General features: G+C 73.4%; 19 protein-coding genes and 2 tRNA genes. 16 read left to right on the plus strand and 5 right to left on the minus strand.

What is annotated here, in order from left to right; translation table 11 throughout:
• Positions 1-8 precede the first annotated feature (8 nt).
• The 7 genes from ACH4K4_RS09995 to ACH4K4_RS10025 all read left to right on the plus strand — a co-directional run bounded on the left by ACH4K4_RS09995 (position 9) and on the right by ACH4K4_RS10025 (position 6,761).
• Positions 9-935: a phosphatase PAP2 family protein gene (locus ACH4K4_RS09995; protein WP_398166127.1), complete on the plus strand. Its 927-nt coding sequence runs from the start codon at positions 9-11 to the stop codon at positions 933-935.
• Positions 832-2,121 (plus strand): hypothetical protein, encoded by a 1,290-nt coding sequence (locus tag ACH4K4_RS10000; RefSeq protein ID WP_398166129.1) that lies wholly within the window; start codon positions 832-834, stop codon positions 2,119-2,121. The genes ACH4K4_RS09995 and ACH4K4_RS10000 overlap by 104 nt, the downstream gene beginning before the upstream one ends.
• Positions 2,112-3,665 carry a hypothetical protein gene (locus tag ACH4K4_RS10005; RefSeq protein ID WP_398166130.1) on the plus strand — a complete coding sequence of 518 codons (1,554 nt, stop codon included), beginning with the start codon at positions 2,112-2,114 and terminating at the stop codon, positions 3,663-3,665. The genes ACH4K4_RS10000 and ACH4K4_RS10005 overlap by 10 nt, the downstream gene beginning before the upstream one ends.
• A gap of 26 nt (positions 3,666-3,691) precedes the next feature.
• Positions 3,692-5,071 (plus strand): AAA domain-containing protein, encoded by a 1,380-nt coding sequence (locus ACH4K4_RS10010; protein WP_398166328.1) that lies wholly within the window; start codon positions 3,692-3,694, stop codon positions 5,069-5,071.
• Positions 5,072-5,293: 222 nt separating this feature from the next.
• Positions 5,294-5,677, plus strand: a complete 384-nt coding sequence (locus tag ACH4K4_RS10015) for a hypothetical protein (RefSeq protein ID WP_398166131.1) — start codon at positions 5,294-5,296, stop codon at positions 5,675-5,677.
• A 246-nt stretch (positions 5,678-5,923) separates the two neighbouring features.
• Positions 5,924-6,619, plus strand: a complete 696-nt coding sequence (locus tag ACH4K4_RS10020; RefSeq protein ID WP_398166132.1) for a hypothetical protein — start codon at positions 5,924-5,926, stop codon at positions 6,617-6,619.
• A gap of 68 nt (positions 6,620-6,687) precedes the next feature.
• Positions 6,688-6,761, plus strand: a tRNA-Lys gene (locus tag ACH4K4_RS10025).
• Between the two features lie 78 nt (positions 6,762-6,839).
• On the opposite strand, the gene ACH4K4_RS10030 is transcribed toward ACH4K4_RS10025, so the two are convergent.
• Positions 6,840-8,063 (minus strand): M6 family metalloprotease domain-containing protein, encoded by a 1,224-nt coding sequence (locus ACH4K4_RS10030; protein ID WP_398166133.1) that lies wholly within the window; start codon positions 8,061-8,063, stop codon positions 6,840-6,842.
• A gap of 387 nt (positions 8,064-8,450) precedes the next feature.
• Between ACH4K4_RS10030 and ACH4K4_RS10035 the strand changes: the two genes are divergently transcribed.
• A complete protein-coding gene (locus ACH4K4_RS10035; protein ID WP_398166135.1) occupies positions 8,451-10,364 on the plus strand; it encodes a putative bifunctional diguanylate cyclase/phosphodiesterase in 1,914 nt (637 codons plus the stop codon).
• Positions 10,365-10,368: 4 nt separating this feature from the next.
• On the opposite strand, the gene ACH4K4_RS10040 is transcribed toward ACH4K4_RS10035, so the two are convergent.
• The 3 genes from ACH4K4_RS10040 to ACH4K4_RS10050 form a co-directional block, all read right to left on the minus strand.
• Positions 10,369-11,481, minus strand: coding sequence for an LLM class flavin-dependent oxidoreductase (locus tag ACH4K4_RS10040; RefSeq protein ID WP_398166137.1), 1,113 nt, complete (start codon positions 11,479-11,481; stop codon positions 10,369-10,371).
• A 111-nt stretch (positions 11,482-11,592) separates the two neighbouring features.
• Positions 11,593-12,333, minus strand: a complete 741-nt coding sequence (locus ACH4K4_RS10045) for a decarboxylase (protein ID WP_398166138.1) — start codon at positions 12,331-12,333, stop codon at positions 11,593-11,595.
• Positions 12,334-12,500: 167 nt separating this feature from the next.
• On the minus strand, positions 12,501-13,427 hold the full coding sequence (locus ACH4K4_RS10050; protein WP_398166139.1) for a decarboxylase: 927 nt from the start codon (positions 13,425-13,427) through the stop codon (positions 12,501-12,503).
• Positions 13,428-13,635: 208 nt separating this feature from the next.
• Here ACH4K4_RS10050 and ACH4K4_RS10055 point away from each other — a divergent pair, with 208 nt between their 5' ends.
• Both ACH4K4_RS10055 and ACH4K4_RS10060 read left to right on the plus strand, forming a co-directional pair.
• Positions 13,636-14,601 carry a D-2-hydroxyacid dehydrogenase gene (locus tag ACH4K4_RS10055; protein ID WP_398166140.1) on the plus strand — a complete coding sequence of 322 codons (966 nt, stop codon included), beginning with the start codon at positions 13,636-13,638 and terminating at the stop codon, positions 14,599-14,601.
• 45 nt (positions 14,602-14,646) lie between these two features.
• Complete coding sequence (locus ACH4K4_RS10060; protein WP_398166142.1) at positions 14,647-16,071, plus strand: amidase; 1,425 nt, start codon at positions 14,647-14,649, stop codon at positions 16,069-16,071.
• On the opposite strand, the gene ACH4K4_RS10065 is transcribed toward ACH4K4_RS10060, so the two are convergent.
• Positions 16,052-16,552, minus strand: a complete 501-nt coding sequence (locus ACH4K4_RS10065) for a DUF3830 family protein (protein ID WP_398166143.1) — start codon at positions 16,550-16,552, stop codon at positions 16,052-16,054. The two genes, ACH4K4_RS10060 and ACH4K4_RS10065, sit on opposite strands and share 20 nt — an antisense overlap.
• Before the next feature lie 269 nt (positions 16,553-16,821).
• Here ACH4K4_RS10065 and ehuB point away from each other — a divergent pair, with 269 nt between their 5' ends.
• The 6 genes from ehuB to ACH4K4_RS10095 all read left to right on the plus strand — a co-directional run bounded on the left by ehuB (position 16,822) and on the right by ACH4K4_RS10095 (position 21,118).
• The gene (gene ehuB, locus ACH4K4_RS10070) at positions 16,822-17,751 is read left to right on the plus strand and encodes an ectoine/hydroxyectoine ABC transporter substrate-binding protein EhuB (RefSeq protein WP_398166145.1); all 930 of its coding nucleotides are present in this window, start codon (positions 16,822-16,824) and stop codon (positions 17,749-17,751) included.
• The gene (ehuC, locus tag ACH4K4_RS10075) at positions 17,748-18,479 is read left to right on the plus strand and encodes an ectoine/hydroxyectoine ABC transporter permease subunit EhuC (RefSeq protein WP_398166146.1); all 732 of its coding nucleotides are present in this window, start codon (positions 17,748-17,750) and stop codon (positions 18,477-18,479) included. Before ehuB ends, ehuC begins: the two co-directional genes overlap by 4 nt.
• The gene (gene ehuD, locus ACH4K4_RS10080; RefSeq protein ID WP_398166148.1) at positions 18,476-19,129 is read left to right on the plus strand and encodes an ectoine/hydroxyectoine ABC transporter permease subunit EhuD; all 654 of its coding nucleotides are present in this window, start codon (positions 18,476-18,478) and stop codon (positions 19,127-19,129) included. The genes ehuC and ehuD overlap by 4 nt, the downstream gene beginning before the upstream one ends.
• Positions 19,119-19,943, plus strand: coding sequence for an ectoine/hydroxyectoine ABC transporter ATP-binding protein EhuA (ehuA, locus tag ACH4K4_RS10085; protein WP_398166150.1), 825 nt, complete (start codon positions 19,119-19,121; stop codon positions 19,941-19,943). The genes ehuD and ehuA overlap by 11 nt, the downstream gene beginning before the upstream one ends.
• Positions 19,944-20,220: 277 nt before the next feature.
• The gene (locus ACH4K4_RS10090) at positions 20,221-20,979 is read left to right on the plus strand and encodes an IclR family transcriptional regulator C-terminal domain-containing protein (protein WP_360123038.1); all 759 of its coding nucleotides are present in this window, start codon (positions 20,221-20,223) and stop codon (positions 20,977-20,979) included.
• A 65-nt stretch (positions 20,980-21,044) separates the two neighbouring features.
• Positions 21,045-21,118 (plus strand) — tRNA-Lys (locus tag ACH4K4_RS10095).
• The last annotated feature ends 62 nt before the right edge of the window (positions 21,119-21,180 follow it).

Here is a 21,180-nt window from a genome sequence, read left to right on the forward strand (position 1 = left end):
CGACCAGGATGGACGCCGCAGCGCGCCGCCCCGCGGCAACCGGCAGCCGGCCCCGCTGGTGGACGGAACTGCCACTGCTCGCCCTCGTGTACGTGGCCTACTCCGCCGGCCGGCTCGTGGCGCGTGGCGACGCGCACACCGCCACCGGGCACGGGCAGACCATCCTCAGGTGGGAGGAGCTGCTGCGGCTCGACCCGGAGCGCGCGCTGAACCGTCTCTTCACCGCCACCCCCGCCCTCGGCATACCCGCCGACTTCGCGTACGCCTCGCTGCACTACCTGGTCACGCCCGCGGTCCTCGTATGGCTGTGGCACCGGCGGCCCGAGCGGTACCGGGCGCTGCGCACCTGGCTGATGCTGGCCACCCTCATCGGGTTGGTCGGCTTCACGCTGCTGCCGACCGCGCCGCCGCGCCTCCTGGACGCGGGCAGCGGGTTCGCCGACACCATGGCGCGGTTCTCCTCGTACGGCTGGTGGGGCGGGGACGCGAGCGCGCCGCGCGGGCTCGGCGGCATGACGAACCAGTTCGCGGCGATGCCCAGCCTCCATGTGGGCTGGGCGCTGTGGTGCGGCGTGGTCCTGTGGAAGCTCGGCCGGAAGCGGCTGACGCGGGCGCTCGGGGTGGCGTATCCGCTGCTCATCGTGCTGGTGGTGATGGGCACCGCCAACCACTACCTGCTCGACGCGCTGGCCGGTACGGCCGTGATGGTGCTGGGCCTGCTGCTGACCCGCCCCGCGCTGCGGGCCGCGGACCGCGTACGCGGGCGGTCCGGGGCCGGCGGGGCGCCCGGTACGCACGCGGATGTCAGTGGCGGATGCGAGACTTCCGCGGGTGAACGTATACCGCGACAGCCGACCCGCCGCGGCCGACCGGCCGCCGGAGCAGCCGACCGCGCCGCCACGGCCGACGACGGGGCTGCGGCAGCGGCTCGGTGAGCTGCGCGGCCCCGGTGTGCGGCCGCGGCCGCTGGACGCCCGCGCGCTCGCCGCGCTGGCCGCCAACCCCGGCTGCCGCCGCCGCGCGCTGCTGGACGGCGCCGGGATCGACAAGGCCGCGCTGGCGGGCGCCCTCGGCTCGCCCGCGCCCTTCGGCCAGTCGCAGTTCGCCCTGTCCCGGGGCAACGCCTTCGAGGCCCGCGTCAAGGCGGACGGCGGCGCCGACCTGATGCGGTTGCTGCACGAGCGCATGGGCGGCGGCGCCGAGGCACCCGAGCCCGGCCGGGTGGCCGTTCCCGACCTGTCCGCCGCCGGTCCCGAGGGCCGCGCGGCCCGTACGGCCCTGGCCCTGCGCGACGCCGCCACCGCCGGGGGCTGGACCCTGCTGGACCACCCCCTGCTCACCCTTGAGGTGGCCGGTTCGCCCGCCTACCTGGAGCCGGACGCGGTCGTGGTGCATCCGGACGGCGGCTGGACCGTCGTGGAGATCAAGTCCTTCCCGATGATCGACGGCGCCGCCGACCCGGCCAAGGTGGGCGCCGCGGCCCGGCAGGCCGCCGTCTACGTACTGGCGTTGCAGCGGGTGGCCGGGCAGGTGCACGCCGGCACGGGCCGTGCGGTGACCGTCCGGGACCGGGTGCTGCTGGTCTGCCCCAAGGACTTCGCGAACCTGCCCACCGCCGAGGCGGTCGACATCCGTAAGCAACTGGCGACGACCCGGCGCCAGTTGCAGCGCCTGACCAAGGTCGAGGAGATCGCGGGCCGGCTCCCGTCCGGCACCACCTTCGACCTGCGCCTCGCGGACGACGGCAAGACGGCGACCCGGCCCGCCGACGAGCTGGCCGAGGCGGTCGACGCGGTCGACGCCGCGTACGCACCCGAGTGCCTGGCCGCCTGCGAGCTGGCCTTCCACTGCCGGGGACGGGCGCGCGCCGCCGGCGCCGTGGAGTCGCTGGGCCGCGGGGTGCGCGGCGAGCTGGGCGGCCTGCGGACCGTCGAGGAGGTGCTGGCGGAGGCGGGCGCCGGGGCCGGTTCGCCCCAGGACGGTGCTTCCCCCGACGCGCCCGCCGCCGAGGCCCTGCGCCGGGCGGCGGCGCTGCGCGCCGAGGCGCTGGCCGCCGCCCGGTGCGGCGCCCCGGGCGAGGGCCCGGCCGAGGGCCCCGAGGAGGTGCCGGCATGCCGTTGACCGAGGTGCTCGCGAGGATGGAGGCCGTGGCGGCAGGCCGCGCCCAGCCGCTGACGACGGTCCGGCACCGGCATCTGTCCCAACGGCCGCTGGTCTTCGTCCCGTTGACGACCTCGGGCGAGGCCGGCGCGCCGCTGGGCGCGCTGGTCGGCACGGACCGCGAGAAGCCGCTGCTGCTCACGGTGCCCCAGCCGCGCGACCGTGACCTGCGGTTCGCCTTCCTCGCCGAACTGGCCGAGTCCGTACTGCCGTACGTGGACGGGTACGCGGACACCGTCGACCTGGAGGAGCGCAAGGAGACCGACCCGGAGACGGGCAGGAAGGTGCCGGTCGAGGTCGAGCTGTGCGCCGACGCGCCGCAGGTGATCGTGCCGAGTGCGGCGGGCGTGGCGTACGTCCGGCTGCTGGGCCGGTCGATGCGGTTTCGCAGGACCGCCGAACAGGAACCGGACACCCCGCACCCGGCGCCGCCCCAGGTGCCCCTGCTGGGCCGCTGGTTCACGCACTTCGGCGAGCGCGCCCGGGTGCCCGGCGCGAGCCTGCTGCTGCCGATGACCGGACTGCTCGCCCGCCACTGGGCGACCGGCCAGAGCAACCTGGAGGACCAGCACCTGGGAGCGCTGCTCGCCTGGATAGACCCTCCGCGGGGCGAGCACGGCGCGGCGGCCGCGCAGCGCGCGGAGTCGGCACGGGACGCGGCGGGCCAGCTGCTGTGCCCGCCGGCCGGCCCGGCCACGGACCCCGCCTTCGACAACAAGCGCCTCGCCCCCGCGATGGCCCGGTACGACGCGGGGCTGCCCGGCGCCGAGGACGAGGTGCGCGACCTGGTCGAGAGCCAGCTGCGCCCGACCTGGGACGCCGTGTGGCACGGCATCGACCTGCTGCGGGCGCTGCCGGAGGGCGCGCGGGTGGCCGACCGCTGGAAGCGCGACCGCTGGTCCTACACCGCGCACCGCGACCGGGTACGGGCCGGCGAGCCGCCGCAGCCCAAGCGGGACGACGCGATCACGGCCGCGCAGAAGCTCTCCTCCCGGGAGACCGCCCAGGCGCAGCTGGACGCGCAGGAGGCGCTGGACGACCCGCTGGTGATGGCGGCCCGGCGGCTCGCGGGAGAGGCCCTGGTGGGCGAGGTGACCGGGGTCGAGATGGCGTATTCCGAGGGCAGGCGGCCGATGCCGCGCCCGCTGGTGACGCTGCGCACGGACGACCGGCCGCAGCTCACCGAGGGCGGCAAGCTCTACCGCCCGCTGCCGGAAGGCAGGAGCCAGCCCGCCGAGTTCGTCGCGTACGCGCCGGACGGCCCCGGCGGGCTGACCGTCCGGCTGACCGGCGGGATGGGGCGCGGGAAGACCCCGGAGCCGGGTTCGGTCCCCGAGGTGGGCGACCGAGTGTGCTGGACCCTGTTCGAGCACCAGCCGCGCGGCGGCCCCGAGCTGCCCGACCCCGAGGACACGCCGTGGACGCACGGCGGGCCGCCCGCGGCCGACGCCGGCGTACGCCCCGCCGACCTGCCCGACCCCGTCACCGCGGAGGACTTCCTGTGACCGAGGCCCGCACCCCGCGCCCCGAGGTGCCCGCCGCGCGGCGGCCGGACGGCCCGGCGTCTCACGCGCCGGGCGCGGCGCCCTTCGACCCCGGTGCCGCCGCCGCCGAGGCGACCGACGCGATCGTGCGCAGCACGCTGCACGGCACACACCGCGGCGTCGTCGTCGACTCGCCACCGGGCGCGGGCAAGTCCACGCTGGTGGTGCGGGCGGCCCGCGAACTGGCCGCGGCCGGACGCCCCCTGATGATCGTCGCGCAGACGAACGCGCAGGTGGACGACCTGGTGCTGCGGATCGCCGAGAAGGATCCCGAGCTGCCGGTGGGCCGGCTGCACAGCAGCGAGCCGGGCGCGTTCGACCCGGCGCTCGCGGAGCTGCCCGCCGTGCGCACGTCGGCCAAGGTCGCCGACCTGGCCGGGCTGGACATCGTCGTCTCGACGGCCGCCAAGTGGGCCTACACGAAGGTGGACGAGCCGTGGCAGCACGCCATCGTGGACGAGGCGTACCAGATGCGCTCGGACGCGCTGCTCGCTGTCGGCGGCCTGTTCGAGCGGGCGCTGTTCGTGGGCGACCCGGGGCAGCTGGACCCGTTCAGCGTGGTCGGTGCCGACCAGTGGGCCGGGCTCGCCTACGACCCGTCGGCCAGCGCCGTGACGACCCTGCTCGCGCACAACCCCGGGCTGCCGCAGCACCGGCTGCCGGTGTCGTGGCGGCTGCCCGCCTCCGCCGCGCGGCTGGTCTCCGACGCGTTCTACCCGTACACGCCGTTCCGCAGCGGCACGGACCACGGCGACCGGCGGCTCGCCTTCGGTGTGCCCTCCGACGGCTCGGGCGTGGACCGCGTGCTGGACGAGGCCGCCGAGTCCGGCTGGGGCCTGCTCGAACTGCCCGCCCGCCACACCCCGCGTACGGACCCGGAGGCGGTGCACGCCATCGCCCGGGTGGTGCGGCGGCTGCTGGACCGGGGCGGCGCGGCGACCAGCGAGCGCGGCCCCGACCCCGCGCCGCTGACGGCCGCCCGGATAGCGGTCGGCACGGCCCACCGCGACCAGGCCGCCGCCGTACGGGCCGCGCTGGCCGGGCTCGGCGTCGGCGGGGTGGCGGTGGACACCGCCAACCGGCTCCAGGGCCGGGAGTTCGACGTCACGGTCTTCCTGCACCCGCTCTCCGGCCGCCCCGACGCGACCGCCTTCCACCTGGAGACGGGCCGGCTGTGCGTGCTGGCCTCGCGGCACCGGCACGCCTGCATCGTGGTCTGCCGGGCGGGCGTGGCGGAGCTGCTGGACGAGCACCCGTCGGCGGAGCCCGTGCAGCTGGGCGTCACGGTCAAGTTCCCGGACGGCTGGGAGGCGAACCACTCGGTGCTGGCCCACCTGAACGAGCACCGGGTGGCGTGGCGGCCGTAGCAGCCGTGGCCGGCGGGGCGTACACGGCGGCGGGCGGCGCGCCGGCGGTGGCGTGCGCCGCGTACGGTCGTACGGCGGTGGTGCGGGGCGCGCGGCAGGAGGGCGCACGGCGTACGGGCGCGCCGTCCACGGCGGGCGGGCGTCCCCGTACCGGGCGCGTCCCGGGCGCACTTGCGCGGCGCGGGACAATGGAACGCGGCACACGACTCAGGAGGTACGTACATGTCCGAGCCGCAACCGGCTCCCGAGCAGCGCGGGACGGCCCCCGCGCCCCGGCGCCTGAAACCGGCTCCGCTGCTCTTCGAGCCTCCGGAGGCCACGGCCGACTCCGAGCACTTCTTCGGTCTGGAGTCCATCGAGGACCCCAAGGAACTGCTCTCCCGCTCCACCGAGCTGGCGCTCGCGTTCCGCGCGGCGGCGGACCGGGCCACGGAGTTCCAGGCGGTGGCGGCGGCCCGGCTCGCCGACCCCAAGCGCTTCGACCGGCTGCCGCTCCCGGCGATCGCGGAGCGCGCCGACTGGACCGAGGACTACGCGGCGAAGATGGTCGAGTTCGGCCGCGGCCTGCTGCGGAGCGACAACGGCCGGCCCGACGCCACGGACTGACCTGACCGACCGGTACGGCTCCGGGAGCACGCGGGGCACACCCGCCCTCCGGCGCTCCCGCCCGCCCGGCACACCTCTGACGGCCCACGATCACCCGGCACCGTGACCGTGGGCCGTTGGTCATGCGCCGTTGATCACGGGCCATTGGCATATGCGGCGCCGGAAGATACCCCACACCGCCCCGTCCTGTCCCGATTTCAGCCATTCCGCAGAAACGGAACGCCACCTACCGGTAGACCTGTGCCCATGAGCGACTGGCCATCCGAGCACGAGCGCCCCCGACGCCCCGCCCCGGCCCCCGTCACCTTCCACAACGCGGCGTACGTCACCCTCCCGGGCGCCGACTGGCTCGCCTCCGCCGACCCGTGCCCGCAGAGCGCGCACGACCGGTGGGCAGCCCGCCCGGACGCGCCGAGCACCCTGCCGTGCGGCACCGTCTTCGACGTGATCAACGCACCCGCGGTCTTCGGCCGCCGCATGGCGGACCGCCTGTGGTCGGCGGGGCCCGGATCGGGGCCGGTCGCCACCCACCGCGGTCGCATCCTGCTGTTCGCCGAGCCCGGCACGGCCCGGCGGCTGCCCGCGCTGCTCGGCTGGGAGGAGTGGTCGGGCTCCGTACCGCCACTGCTCTGCCACGGCACCGGCGACGCGGTGACCATCCCGCCCCTCTACCCCCACCGGCCCCCGCAACCCGACGGGCCGCACCACTCCGGAGGAACCGACGCCCCCGCCCCTTCCCGCTGGCTGGTGGCCCCCGAGGTGCGCCACCCCTGGCTGCCCGGCCCGGGCACGCTGCTCTGGGCCTGCATACGCGCCGCCCGCACTCCCGCGGGGGCGGCCCCGCAGGCCGGCGAGGCGCCCGGCCTGGCCGCCCCCGCCACCCCGGACCGCGGCCCCGTAAAGCTCGCCACACCCGCCGTCACCCCGTTCAGGCGCCGGTGAGAGCCCTGGCGAGCGGAATCGATTTTTGCGCCACGGGATCAGGATGCTAATGTTTTCCACGTCAGCAGGCGCCGCTAGCTCAGTTGGTTAGAGCAGCTGACTCTTAATCAGCGGGTCCGGGGTTCGAGTCCCTGGCGGCGCACCGACAGAAGAAGGCCCCCACCTCGGTGGGGGCCTTCTTCGTGCGCCGGGCACGGGCGAAGGAGCGCGGGCGCCCGCCTCAGCTGCGCCCCACCTTGACCGTCCAGTCCCCCGAGGACGACCGCCCGTACACCTGTACCCGCACCCCGTCCGCCGTGTCGTCCAGGCTCTCACCCTCCCCCAGCGGCGCATCAGCAAGTTGCGGGTAGACGGAAGTCCCCCAACACGCCTCGGTACCGGGGTGCCCGTCGAGAACCTCCACCGGCCCGCTCCCCGACGCGGTCTCGCTGCGCACCCGGTAGACCAGTACGCCCTCGGTGCAGACCCCGTGGTCGTTGCCCGCGGCGCCGCGGGCCTCGACGGCCAGCACGCTGCGCGGCCCGGTGCGGACGGCCAGCAGCCGCGGCCGCCGCTCGTCGCCCGGCCCCATGGGGGCCGACAGCGGCCGCAGCGTGTGCACGGCGGCCCGCCGCCGCCCGGTGAGCGCCACGCACGCCACCTGCCGGTCGCCGAGCCAGCCGACCTTCCACTTGTGCCAGGCGAAGGGGTCGGGGGCCAGCCCGAACTGGCTGCCCATGAGGTCCCAGTCGCCCACGTACGTGTCCCAGTCGCCCTTGCCGTCCCTGGGCCGGTGGTAGAGGTCCGGCAGGTCGAAGACGTGGCCGGTCTCGTGGGCCAGCACGTTGCGGTCCGGCGGGCTCTGCTCGAAGACGGTGACGAACCGGCGCAGGTCCGCGTCGTCGGCGCGCAGCGGCCGGTCGAGGTTGACGACCTTGGTGGCGTCGGAGTCGACGCCGGCCGCGTCCGGGTCGGCGACGAGGTAGACGACGTCGTAGCGGCTGAAGTCCACCGTGCCGTCCGCGGCGGCGACGGCGTCGCGCAGGTAGGCGCCGCGGCGGTCGGCGTCCCAGTCCCTGCGTATGCCGTACGAGCCCGAGGGCTGCGGCATCCGCACCCAGCGCCGCTGGACGGCGGGGCGCAGGGTGAAGCGGCCGTAGGAGGCGCGTTCGAAGAAGCGGGAGGTGGCCGGGAAGTAGTCGGCGGCCAGCTCCGCGGGGTCGGCGACCGGGTCGGAGTCCGGGAAGGACAGGAAGACCATGACGGCGTTCAGGGAGCGGGCGGGCCGGGGGTAGGCCCGGTTCCAGGTGTCCAGGCCCTCGGAGTGGTGCGCTTCGGTGCGCGCCAGGGCGCAGGGCAGCGCGCCTTCGGACGCGGTGGCGGGGCCGGCGATGACGGAGGTCGCTATGACCGCGCTGAGGGAGGTGGCCACCGCGGCCACCCGGCGCAGCGTGTGACGGTCCACCTCCGGAGGTGGCTGGGCGCGTGGCACATCGACCTCCCGGTACGGATTCGGAGCACCCTCACCACCTTGCGGCGATTCGCCCGCTTCCGTCCTGTTCCGGGGCCCCAGATGAGTGACCGGCCCAACTCCCCGCCCCGTAACGGAAAGTCACTATCGATCGTTGACCGGATACGCATGAACACAGCCGGACGGAAATGGCCAAACTTCCGCCATGGGTGCCGATGATCACGGTTACGCCGCTGGATAGGCCCTTGCGGCAGCCTCTATGATCGCCACACTTTCCAGCGCGGATTCCCCCTCCATCACGAGACAAGCGCCATGCGGGAGCGAGCAGTGAGCGGATACCCCGGCGGCACGGGCCGCGCGCCCGGAACGACGCTCTCCGCGGTGACGGAGCGTAATGAACCGACCAAAGAATCCGCCGGAGGCCCGGACGGCGCCTCCGGCCCGGCACCCGCCGACGGCCCCACCGCGGCCGACGGCCGGCCACGGCCCGGCAACCGGCCCGGAGCCCACGGCGACCCACGGGCGGGCGGCCGCCGCGGACCCGACGCCGGCGACGGCTCCGCGGCCTCGCTGCGCGACTACCGCGCCGCCTTCCAGGCCGCCCGCGTCCCGCTGGCCGTACTGAACCGCGACGGCCTGGTGCTCGCCGCCAACCCCGCCTTCGGCGAGCTGGTCGGCGCGGCGCCCGGCGACCTGGTCGCCGCGACCGCGGCCGACCTGACCGAGCTGGGCACCGACCCGCGCATCTGGTCCGCGTACCGCGAGGTGCTGTGCGGCCAGAGCGAACGGCTGCGCTGCACCCGACGACTGAAACATCCGGACGGGCAGTTCCTGTGGGCCGAGGTGACGGTCGAGCCGCTGCCGGACGAGGACTGCGTCCTGCTGTCGGTCTGCGACATCAGCGACCGGCGCGACCTGCTGGCCAGGCTGCGCCACCTCCAGATGCACGACCCGGTGACCCGGCTGCCCAACCGCGCGCTGTTCTTCGAGCGGCTGGCGGGCGCGCTGGAGTCGGCCGCCTTCGAGCAGCACGGCACGGGCCGGGTCGGCCTGTGCTATCTCGACCTGGACGGCTTCAAGGCCGTCAACGACACCCTCGGCCACCGGGTCGGCGACCGGCTGCTCGGCGCGGTGGCCCAGCGCCTGACGCACTGCGCCGAAAGCCTGGCCGAGCGCGGCGCGGTACGCGGCAGCAGCGGCCACCTGGTGGCACGGCTGGGCGGCGACGAGTTCGCGCTCCTGGTGGAGGACTCGGCCGGCACCGAACAGCTGGCGGAGCTGGCCCAGCGCGTCCTGGACGCGCTCCAGCGGCCCTTCGACCTGGCCGGGCAGCGGCTCTCGGTCTCGGCGAGCATCGGCGTCGTGGAGCGCGCGGCGACCGGCACCACCGCGACCGGCCTGATGCAGGCCGCCGACACCACGCTGTACTGGGCCAAGGAGGACGGCAAGGCCCGCTGGACGCTCTTCGACCCCGAGCGCAACGCGCACCGCATGACCCGCCAGGCGCTGTCCAGCACGCTGCGCCCCGCGGTGGACCGCGGCGAGTTCACCCTGGAGTACCAGCCGCTGGTCGGGCTCGGCGACGGGCGGGCGCAGGGGGTCGAGGCCCTGGTGCGCTGGCGGCATCCGCAGTTCGGCACACTGTCGCCGAATCGGTTCATCGGACTGGCCGAGGAGAACGGCTCGATCGTCGAGCTGGGCCGCTGGGTCCTGGAACAGGCCTGCCACCAGGCCCGCGCCTGGCAGTTGGAGCGCCCCGGCGCCGACCCCCTGTTCGTCAGCGTGAACGTCGCCGTACGGCAGGTGTGGGACTCCGACCTGGTCGCGGACGTGGCGGGCATCCTCGCCGAGACCGGGCTACCGCCCGCCCTGCTCCAGCTGGAGCTGACGGAGTCGGCCGTGATGGGCTCGGCCGGGCGCCCGCTGCAAGCCCTCCAGGCGCTCAGCGACATGGGCGTACGGATCGCCATCGACGACTTCGGTACCGGCTACTCGAACCTGGCCTACCTCAGCCGGCTGCCGGTGTCCGTACTGAAGCTGGACGGCTCCTTCGTACGGGGCTTCCGCTCGCAGGAGCACCCCAACCCGGCCGACGAGACGATCGTGGAGGCGCTGGTCGCGCTCGCCCACCGGCTGGGCCTGACGGTCACGGCGGAGTGCGTGGAGAGCGCGGAACAAGCCGAACGGCTGCGCCGCATCGGCTGCGACACCGGGCAGGGGTGGCTGTACTCCCGCCCGGTGTCCCCCGACCGGGTCCCCGGCCTGGTCGGCACGGACCGGCGGACCGGGACGTAGCGCGTTACGCCCCCGGCAGCCCGTACGCGTCCGCTATCAGCTCGTACGAACGCAGCCTGGCCGCGCCGCTGTGCGCGTTGGCCGTGATCATCAGCTCGTCGGCGCCGGTGCGCTTGGCCAGGTCGTCGAGGCCGCCGCGCACCGCGTCGGGAGTGCCGTAGACGATGTTGCACAGCCAGCTGTCGACGAAGTCGCGCTCCATCTCGCTGAACGCGTACGCCGCGGCCTCCTCGGGGCTGGGTACCAGCCCGGGGCGCCCGGTGCGCAGCCGGATCATGGACAGCGCGCCGGTGAGGATCTGGCGGCGCGCCTCCTTCTCGTCCTCGGCGGCCAGCGCGGCGACGCCGATCAGCGCGTACGGCTCGTCCAGGACCGCCGAGGGGCGGAAGGAGTCGCGGTAGAGGTCCAGCGCGGGGATGGTGTTGGCGGCCGAGAAGTGGTGGGCGAAGGCGAACGGCAGGCCCAGGCGGCCCGCCAGCTGGGCGCTGAAGCCGGAGGAGCCGAGCAGCCACAGCGGCGGCCGGTGCGCCGACTGGACGCCGCCGGGGGACGTCGCCTGGACCGGGCCCGGCACCGCGTGGATGCGGCCGTAGGGGTGCCCGTCGGGGAAGTCGTCGTCCAGGAAGCGGGTCAGTTCGGCGAGCTGCTGGGGGAATTCGTCGGCGCCCTCGTGGAGCCGCTCCGTACGGCGCAGTGCCGCCGCGGTGGCGCCGTCGGTGCCGGGCGCGCGGCCGAGGCCGAGGTCGACGCGGCCGGGGGCCATCGCCTCCAGGGTGCCGAACTGTTCGGCGATCACCAGCGGCGCGTGGTTGGGCAGCATGACGCCGCCGGAGCCGAGGCGGATGCGGTCGGTGTGCGCGGCGAGGTGGGCCAGCAGGACCGCGGGGGACGAGGAGGCCACGCCGGGCATCGAGTGGTGCTCGGCGACCCAGTACCGGTGGAAGCCGCGGCGCTCGGCCGTGCGGGCGATGCCGACGGCGGTCCGTACCGCCTCGGTGGCGGTGTGCCCGGCGCCCACCGTCACCAGGTCGAGTACGGACAGGGGTACGGGCGCGGTGCCGGGGGCCGTGCCCCGGATGCCGTCGTTGTCCCGGTTCTCGTCGTGGTCGCCGCTCACGGTGCGGGCCCTCCTCGCGTCGCTCTGGTCTGCCGGGAGGGCAACCGGAGTAGTTCTCCGGTTATTCCCGGGCGGGCGAGGAGGGCGGTCCGGCGGGCGGACCCGCCGCCGCTAACCCGCCGCGGCCGGCACGGACCACTTCGCGAAGAGCGTGCCCAGCGCCGGGCAGGCGACCGTACGGTCCAGCAGCCGCAGCCCCTCCCAGGCGGTGACCTGGTTGGCGGTGAGCACCGGCTTGCGCAGTTCCGCCTCGATGGCGGGCAGGTACTCGGCGGTGTGCAGGGCCGTGTCGGGCAGCAGCACCACTTCCGCGTCGGGATGGTCCCCCGTACGGGCGAGCCACAGCACCTCCTCCAGGCCCCAGGTGCCGACCTCGGCCGCGGTGACGATCCCGCTGCCGCGCGTCGAGACGACCTCCGTGCCCGCGGACTTCAGGAAGGCCCTGAAGCACTCGGCGACGTCGTCGGGGTAGGTCGCGGCGATGGCGACGCGCTCGGCGCCCAGGGCCCGTACGGCGTGCGCGAAGGCGAAGGACGTACTGGACGCGGGCAGCCCCGCGGTGGCCGACAGCTCGCGCACCTGCTTCTGGGCGCCTTCCCATCCGAAGACGAAGCTGGCGCTGGTGCAGGCCCAGACGACGGCCTCGGCGCCGCGGCCCCTGAGCTCCTCGACGCCGGCCGCGAGCCGCGCGGCGGAGCCCATCTCCAGCAGCGCGTCGACGCGGTGGGCGTCCTCGCCGATGTCGGTGTGGACGAGCGGCAGGCTCAGTCCGTTGCCGAGGAGGGCTTCGAGGCGGGGGTAGTCGTCCTCGGCGGAGTGGCCGGGGTAGAGGAAACCGACCGTGGATGCCATGCACGTCTCCTGACTGGGGGTGCGGGTGGTTGTGCGTACCTCGTGCGCGCTCCGGTCCGTGCGGCTACGCGCTCGGCCGGGCGCGGTCGCGCCGGTCTGGCCGTCGGGGTGGGGCGTACGGGCGGCGGCCGCGCGGGCGGCGGCCGCGCGGACGCCGCACGTGCGCGTCAGCGGCCCGGCTGCGGGCCCGGTTCCTCCGGGGGATGAAAGGGGGGCGCGTCCAGTCCGTCGGCCTGCTCCGCCTCCGAGGAAGGGACCGCCGAGCCGGCGAACGCGGCCTCGGGAGTGCCGCGCCGCACTCTCCCCGCCCCGTCCTCGGGGGCCCAGGAGGAGGTCATGGCGGCCGGTCCGCGTCTGGCGACGGGGTCGACGAGCGCCTGGTAGGGGCCCACCGCGTCCGCGCCGATGGCCCGCAGCGAGGCCCACATGGTGACCTGGTTGGCCGACAGGACCGGCATCCGCAGCTCGGCCTCCAGCTGCGGGATGACGTCGTACGTCGGCAGGTTCGTACAGCTGATGAACAGGGCGTCGGCGGCGCCGACGACGGCCTGGCGGGCCATGTCGACGACGTCCCGGTACGGCACTTTCCAGATGTGCCGGGTCAGGCCGAGGTAGGCGCGGCCCGTGACGGTGATGCCGGCCTCCTTCAGGTACTCCTCCAGGGAGTCGGTGACGGATTTGGTGTAGGGGGTGACGACCGCGATCCGACGCGCGCCGATCTCGCGCAGCGCTTCGAGGAGCGCGCCGGAGGTGGTGAGCGCCGGGAGCCGGTCCCCCGCCCGGGCCATGGCGGCGCACATGGCGCGCTCGCCCGCCATGCCGCCGACGAAGCTGCCCGAGGTGCAGGCGTACGAGACGACCTGCGGGGAGACCGCGCACAGCGCCTGGACGGCGGCGTTGAGGGTTTCGTGCTCGCTGACCAGGCGGGCCAGGTCGAGGCTCACCTCGACCGGCACGAAAGGGGTACGGGTGAGGTGGAGGGACACATCGTCGGGGACCCAGCGCCACAGCTCGCGGTCCAGGGCGAAGTCGAACGGAGCGACGACACCCACGCCGAGCTGAGGCTTCGGGCCCCCCAGAAAAGAGACGTCCATGCTGCCCCCAGAAGAGCGAAGGGCTGGTAAGGGCTAGGCCATTGGCCAGGGGTTGTGGTGCGACCGGCACAGGCCGGGGACGTCGGGACAGGGCCGTTGTTGACACGGTAGTTACGACTTCTTAGCGTGGTCAATCCTCGCATCTCAGGCATCTGTCGGCGCCTCCTTTCATTCAAAGGGGCACACGTTTCAGAACGGTTTCTGGCCTATGTCCGAAAGCACCGTCCTTGTCCTTGGCTCCGACCCGCCTCCGAAGCTGGACCGGCTAGCGGGCCGGGCCCGGGTGGTCTACGCCGACGACACGACCCTGGCCACCCAACTCAGCTCCGCTGATGTGCTCTTGGCCTGGGATTTCACCTCCGACGCGATCCGTGACGCCTGGCCGGGCGGCGGCCCGCGACCCGTTTGGGTGCACACCGCCAGCGCGGGCGTCGACCGGCTGATGTGCCCGGAGCTGGCCGCCGACCGGACCCTGGTGACCAACGCGCGCGGCGTCTTCGAGCAGCCGATCGCCGAGTACGTGGCCGGGCTGGTGATCGCCATGGCCAAGGACTTCTACGGAAGTTGGGAACTCCAGCGGCAGCGCCGCTGGCGGCACCGCGAGACCCTGCGGGTGGCGGGCAGCTGCGCCGTCGTGGTGGGCTCGGGGCCGATCGGCCGGGCCATCGGCCGGACGCTGCTGGCACTGGGTGTCAAGGTCGAGCTGGTCGGCCGACGGGAGCGCCCGGACGATCCGGAGTTCGGCCGGGTGCACGGCAGCGGCGCGCTGGACGGGCTGCTGGGCCGGGCCGACTGGGTGGTGTGCGCGGCGCCGCTGACCGACGAGACCCGCGGCATGTTCGACCGGTCGGCCTTCACCCGGATGCGGCAGCGGGCCCGCTTCGTCAACGTGGGGCGCGGGCAGCTCGTCGTCGAGGCCGACCTCGTCGCGGCGCTGCGCGAGTGGCGGATCGCGGCGGCCGCCCTGGACGTCTTCGAGCACGAGCCGCTGACCTCGGACAGCCCTCTGTGGGACGTACCGCACCTGATCGTCTCCCCGCACATGAGCGGCGACACGCTGGGCTGGCGCGACGCCCTGGCCGAACAGTTCGTGGACAACTTCGACCGGTGGGCCGCGGGCGAGCCACTCACCAATGTGGTGGACAAGCGGCTGGGATACGTACCCGGCGCCTGATTCTCCGGGACCGTGGAGCCGGAGTGTTCATGGAGGGAGACCGGGATGGCTGATGTGACGGATCTTGCCGACTGTTCCGCGGTGCGGCTGGTCGCCGGGTACGCGGCGGGCGAGTTCTCGCCGGTCGAGGCCGTGCGGGCGGTGCTCGAACGGGCCGGGCGCGCGCAGGAGCGGGTGAACGCCTTCACCCGGATCGACGCGGACGACGCGCTGGCCGCCGCCCGGGCGTCCGAGGAGCGGTGGCGCTCCGGGCGGCCCGCCGGACTGGTGGACGGGGTGCCGGCCACGGTCAAGGACCTCCTGCTGACCCGCGGGGCGCCGACGCTGCGCGGGTCGCGGACGGTACGGGAAACGGGCGCGGTCTGGGACACGGACGCGCCGTCGGTGGCCCGGTTGCGCGAGCACGGCGCGGTGCTCACCGGGAAGACCACGACGCCCGAGTTCGGGTGGAAGGGCGTCACGGACAGCCCGCGGCACGGGGTGACCGGCAACCCGTACGACCCGTCCCGGACGGCGGGCGGGTCGAGCGGCGGCAGCGCGGCGGCCGTGGCGCTGGGCGCGGGACCGCTGAGCCTGGGCACGGACGGCGGCGGGTCGGTGCGCATCCCCGGCTCGTTCTGCGGGATCTTCGCGCTGAAGCCGACGTACGGGCGGGTGCCGCTGTTCCCCGCGAGTCCCTTCGGGACGCTGGCGCACGTCGGGCCGATGACCCGGGACGCGGCCGACGCGGCGCTGCTGATGGACGTCGTCACCGGGGCGGACTGGCGGGACTGGTCGCAGCTCGCGCCGCCCGCCGGCTCGTTCCGGGAGGAGCTGGAGCGGCCGGTGGCCGGGCTGCGGGTGGCCTACAGCCCGACGCTGGGCTGGGACGTGCCGGTGCGCCCGGAGATCGCCGCGGCGGTGCGGCGCGCGGTGGACCGGCTCGCCGGGCTGGGGGCGCACGTCGAGGAGGCCGACCCGGGGATCACGGACCCGGTGGAGGAGTTCCACACGCTGTGGTTCAGCGGGGCGGCCCGGGTGGTGCAGCACCTGGGCGCGGCGGACCGGGAACTGCTCGACCCGGGGCTGCGCGAGATCTGCGACGAGGGCGCGCGGCGCAGCGCGCTGGACTACCTGGCGGCGGTGGACGTACGGATGGCGATGGGCGTGGCGATGGGCCGCTTCCACAGCACGTACGACCTGCTCGTGACGCCGACCGAGCCGATCACCGCCTTCGAGGCGGGCGCCGAGGTGCCGGCCAGGTCGGCGCACCGGCGGTGGACGGGGTGGACCCCGTTCACGTACCCCTTCAACATGACGCAGCAGCCCGCCGCCACCGTGCCGTGCGGCGTGGACGGCGACGGGCTGCCGATCGGGGTGCAGCTGGTGGGCGCGCGGCACGCGGACGCGCTGGTATTGCGCGCCGCGCACGCCCTCTATACGTCGGGGGCCGCCACGATCCCCGCGCCGCCTACGCCCGGCGGAAGCTGAGGGTCTCCCCCAGGGCGCCGGCGCGCCACAGGTCCTGGCAGGCGTCGGCCATCCGGTCCAGCCCCTCCACGACCGCGCCCCAGACGATGCCCGGCACCCAGCCCGCGTCACCGTTGATCAGCAGGTTGTTGCGTTCGTAGAAGAGCGCGAGATCGACGACGGTGGCGCGGCCCTGGTGCTTGGCCTGGCTCTCGTAGCCGTAGGAGGCGGTGCCCAGCTGGGTGTCGGTGAAGGTGAAGTAGCACAGGTCACCGGGGATGGGCGTGATGGTCGGGTTCTCCAGAGGGGGCTCCTCCGGGGCGAACGGCGGGACGAGGGCGTAGATCTCGTTGCGGGCGTATTTGGCGTGGTAGACGTCGCCGCCGAGTGGCAGCGCCTCCCAGACGGCCTCGCAGGTGACCGGCGCGCGGTCGTCGAGCAGCTTGGCGGTGCAGCTCACGCCCCGCTTGTCGAGGGAGACTTCGATGAAACGGTCGGCCATTTTGCCTCCTGACGGGTGCTTTGCGGACCCATAGTGGACCAGAGGGCAGCGCGATGCACACAGGACGCGGGGCCCGGCGCACGGGTCGCCGCGCACGCCGGCCGGCCGTCCGCAAGAGGCGTCAACAAGCCAACCGGCCACAGCAGTTACCGCCCCAGAACTGGTGTCGTATGCACGCATGACCGACATGCGCCACGGCCCCGCACCGCTTACATCAAGGGCTGGAAACGACCGGCATGTTTTCGGCCCCTTCGGGTAGTCGCGCGCCCATGGCTCCACCACAGGGGAACAGCTCAGGAAACACCGCTTCAGGGTTCCGCCGCCGCTCACTGCTCGCAGGGGCGGCGGCGCTGGGTTTGACAGGTGCGCTGGGGGCGACGACCGGTTGCTCGCAGGTCGACATCACCGGAGCTACGGACGGGGGACACCTACTTGAGGATCTTCGCAGCAGGAAAGTCGTACGTATGGGCATCGCCAGCGAGCCGCCCTACGCCTCGATCAACAGCCAGGGCGAACTGACCGGCGAGGCACCGGCGGTCGCCAAGACGATCTTCCAGCGGCTGGGGGTGCAGCGCTTCGAGCCGGTACCGGTCGAGTTCGGCGCCCTCGTGCCCGGCCTGCACTCCTTCCAGTACGACGTGATCGTGGCGGGCATGTTCATCAACAAGGCCCGCTGCCAGGCCGTGCTCTTCTCCGACCCGGACTACGAGTCGAAGGACGGCTTCCTCGTGCCGAAGGGCAACCCCAAGAAGATCGCCTCGTACGAGGACGTGGCCAAGGGCGGCTTCCGCATGGGCACCGGCATCGGGTACGCGGAGATCGACTACGCGGTCGGCAACGGTGTCGCGAAGGACAAGATCCAGACGTACGGCGACCAGATCGCCGGCATGGAGGCGCTGGAGGCGGACCGCATCGACTGCTTCGCCGGCACCGCGCTGACGATGATGGAGGCGCTGAAGACCGGCAAGCACCCCAAGGTGGAGATGACCCGGCCCTTCACTCCGGAGGTCGGCGGCAAACCCCAGCGCGACGGCGGCGGTTACGGCTTCCGGATCGGCGAGACGAAGCTGCGGGACGCCTTCAACCGTGAACTGCACCGGATGAAGAAGAGCGGCGAACTCCTGCGCATCGCCCGGCCTTTCGGGTTCACCGAGGAGTTCATGACCGACCTCACGGCGAAGGAGCTCTGTGCCCGGTGACCGGAGCCTTGTGGGAACTGTTTTTCAAAGGGGTGTTGATCACCGTCCAGTTGATGGTCTACAGCGCCCTGCTGGCCGCCGCCGTCGCCTTCGGCATCGGCCTGGCCCGTAACTCGCGGCTGTGGATCGTCCGCTTCCTGTCCGGCGTGTACGTGGAGTTCTTCCGCGGCACCTCGGCGCTGGTCCTGATGTTCTGGCTGTTCTTCGCGCTGCCGCTGCTGGGCTGGCAGCTGGCCGGCCTCTGGGCGGGCACCCTGGCGCTCGGGCTGTCCTACGGCGCGTACGGCTCCGAGGTGGTGCGCGGCTCCATCCAGGCGGTGGCGCCCGCCCAGCGTGAGGCGGCGATCGCGCTGAGCTTCACGCCCTGGCAGCGGATGCGGAAGGTGATCCTGCCGCAGGCCGTGCCCGAGATGATGCCGCCGTTCAACAACCTGCTGATCGAACTGCTCAAGGGCACGGCCCTGGCCTCGCTGCTCTCGATCGGGGAGCTGACCTTCCAGGCCAAGCTGGCCCGCCTCTCGACGGGCCAGAGCGCCCAGGTCTACGGGATCATCCTGGTCCTCTACTTCGTGATCGCGTTCGCGGTGACCCGGGTGATGCGCCTGCTGGAGCGCCGGGCCAAGGCGTCGGTCGGCCGCGCCCCGGAGAAGTCCGGCTGGCTCTCGCGGCGGCTGCCGGTCGAGAAGCAGGGCCCCCAGGTGATCGCCACCCCAGGAGGTAAGCCGTGAACAACTGGTCGTGGGAGTACGTCGGCGACATCCTGCCCGACCTGCTCCGCGGACTGCTGGTCACCGTCCAGGCGACCCTGCTCGGCTCGCTGGTGGCGTTCGTGCTGGGCCTGGTGTGGGCGCTGCTGCTGCGCTCCCCCAGCCGCTGGGTGACGTGGCCGGTCAGCATCGTGGTGGAGTTCGTCCGCAACACGCCGCTGCTGGTGCAGCTGTTCTTCCTCTTCTTCGTACTGCCCGGGTGGGGCCTGGCCTTCGACCCGCTGACCACCGGTGTGATCGGCCTGGGCCTGCACTACTCGACGTACACCGCCGAGGTCTACCGGGCGGGCATCGACGGCGTCCCGGAGGGCCAGTGGGAGGCGGCGACCGCGCTGAGCCTGCCGCGCCGGCGCACCTGGACCGCGGTGATCCTGCCGCAGGCCTTCCGCCGTGTGGTCCCGGCGCTCGGCAACTACGTCATCGCGATGTTCAAGGACACGCCGATGCTGGCGGCCATCACGGTCGCGGACATGCTCTTCCAGGCGAACAGCATCAGCGCGACCACCTTCGACTACATGGAGCCGATCACCGTCGTCGGCGTCCTGTTCGTCGTGATCTCGTACCCCACCTCTCTTGTCCTGCGAGCCCTGGAGCGTCGCCTTGTCCGCTGACAGCACCCCCGTACACCCCGCGAAACCCACGGTCGGCACCGAGGAGGACGGGCCCGAGCTGGTCCGCTTCGACCGGGTCACCAAGCGCTTCGGCGCGCACACCGTCCTGGACTCGCTGGACATGACGGTCTACTCCGGCAAGCACGTGACGCTGATCGGGCCGTCCGGGTCGGGCAAGACCACGATCCTGCGGCTGCTGATGACGCTGCTGAAGCCGGAGGAAGGAACGATCAAGGTCGGGGACGCGTACCTCACCCACGAGGAGAAGAACGGCAAGCTGGTACCGGCGGGCGAGAAGCACTGCCGGGAGGTGCGCAAGAACATCGGGATGGTCTTCCAGCAGTTCAACCTGTTCCCCAACATGAAGGTGCTTCGCAACATCACCGAAGCGCCGGTACACGTGCTGGGCCTGACCAAGGACGCCGCCGAGGAACGGGCCCGCGGGCTGCTGGACCTCGTGGGCCTGACCCAGCACATCGACAAGTACCCGTCGCAGCTCTCCGGCGGCCAGCAGCAACGGGTCGCCATCGCGCGGGCGCTGGCCATGCGTCCGCAGGTGCTGCTGCTGGACGAGGTGACCAGCGCGCTCGACCCCGAGTTGGTGGCCGGCGTCCTCGACGTCCTGCGCGACATCGCCCACACCACCGACATCACCATGCTGTGCGTGACCCACGAGATGAACTTCGCCCGGGACATCTCCGACTGCGTGATGATGTTCGACCAGGGGCGGGTCATCGAGTTCGGCACTCCGGAGAAGATCTTCAGCGAGCCGGAGAACGACCGCACCCGCGAGTTCCTGAGCGCGGTGCTCTGAGCGCCGGGCGGAGCGGGCCCGCCGGATGTTCGGACGCGTGTCCGGCGGGTCCGCCCGCCGGAACGTCCCGGAATGACGCGGACATATGCCAGCGGACCACGCCCCAGTACACGTGCGGGGGATGGCCCCCTTTTCGGTCAAGACCCCCTCCAGCGGACGGCTTTGACCGCTATCGTGGTACGTGCCCCGCTGTCCGGGATCGGCCGGTAATGTTCGTCGGTCGTGACCGCCAGCGACGGCAGCGACGCAAACGGTCACAACCTGCTAGGGGGACACCGTGGCGCTGAAGCCCGAGCCGACCGCGCCGTTCCACTCGGTGCAGTACGCCCTCCGCGTGCTCGAAACCATCGCCCGGCACGCCGACGGCGTGACGGACGTCCAGGTCGCCCGCGAGACCGGTCTGCCCACCGGCCACCTCGCCCACATGCTGGCCATGCTGCGCCGCGAGGGCTATGTCGCGCAGGTCGCCGACGGTGCGTACGTCGTCGGCGAGTCGCTGGTCCTGCTCGGCTCGGGCGGCGACCGCGAGGACGCGCTGCGCGCCAAACTGCAGCGCACCCTCGTCGAGCTGCGCGACTCGGTGGGGGCCGCGGTCTACATCAGCCGCTATATCGACGGCGAGGTCAGGATCCTGCACTACGCCGACGGGCCGCGCGCGCCCAAGGTCAACGAGTGGGCGGAATTCCGCCGTACGGCACATGCCAGCGCGGTCGGCAAATGCCTGCTCGCGCAGTTGGACCACGACGGCCGGATGGACCACCTCTCCCGCCACAAGACCGCCCGCCTCACCTCACGGACGATCACCAACGAGAAGGTGCTCTTCCACAAGCTGGACAGCCAGCCGCCGACGGTCCCGATGCTGGACCTCCAGGAGTACGCGGTCGGCACGGTCTGCGCGGCCGTACCGATCACGGCGGGCGCCACGGTCGGCTGCCTGGCGCTGTCGATGCCGCTGGAGCACGCCCACCGGCTGCGCTCGGCCGCCGACGCGCTGAACCGGCGGGCGGCTCCGGTACTGCTGTCGCTGACGCTCTGAGGCCGTGGTCGCGAGGGTGGTCGGGAGCACCCCTCGGGACCAGGTAGTATTTCTTTTGTCAGCGCGCGCCGCTAGCTCAGTTGGTTAGAGCAGCTGACTCTTAATCAGCGGGTCCGGGGTTCGAGTCCCTGGCGGCGCACCTGAGAGTGGGGGGGGGGGGGGCCCCCCGCCCCGCGCCGCCCCCCGGGTTGGAGACACGCA

The sequence above is a fragment of the Streptomyces sp. NPDC017529 genome (assembly GCF_044329785.1).
In the GTDB taxonomy this organism is placed as follows: Bacteria; Actinomycetota; Actinomycetes; order Streptomycetales; family Streptomycetaceae; genus Streptomyces.

Coding starts and splice junctions, on each gene's coding strand:
- ACH4K4_RS10005 (WP_398166130.1), top strand. CDS start 2,112: ATGCCGTTGACCGAGGTGCTCGCGAGGATGGAGGCCGTGGCGGCAGGC.
- ACH4K4_RS10015 (WP_398166131.1), top strand. CDS start 5,294: ATGTCCGAGCCGCAACCGGCTCCCGAGCAGCGCGGGACGGCCCCCGCG.
- ACH4K4_RS09995 (WP_398166127.1), top strand. CDS start 9: ATGGACGCCGCAGCGCGCCGCCCCGCGGCAACCGGCAGCCGGCCCCGC.
- ACH4K4_RS10045 (WP_398166138.1), bottom strand. CDS start 12,333: ATGGCATCCACGGTCGGTTTCCTCTACCCCGGCCACTCCGCCGAGGAC.
- ACH4K4_RS10020 (WP_398166132.1), top strand. CDS start 5,924: ATGAGCGACTGGCCATCCGAGCACGAGCGCCCCCGACGCCCCGCCCCG.
- ehuB (WP_398166145.1), top strand. CDS start 16,822: ATGGCTCCACCACAGGGGAACAGCTCAGGAAACACCGCTTCAGGGTTC.
- ACH4K4_RS10065 (WP_398166143.1), bottom strand. CDS start 16,552: ATGGCCGACCGTTTCATCGAAGTCTCCCTCGACAAGCGGGGCGTGAGC.
- ACH4K4_RS10050 (WP_398166139.1), bottom strand. CDS start 13,427: ATGGACGTCTCTTTTCTGGGGGGCCCGAAGCCTCAGCTCGGCGTGGGT.
- ACH4K4_RS10055 (WP_398166140.1), top strand. CDS start 13,636: ATGTCCGAAAGCACCGTCCTTGTCCTTGGCTCCGACCCGCCTCCGAAG.
- ACH4K4_RS10060 (WP_398166142.1), top strand. CDS start 14,647: ATGGCTGATGTGACGGATCTTGCCGACTGTTCCGCGGTGCGGCTGGTC.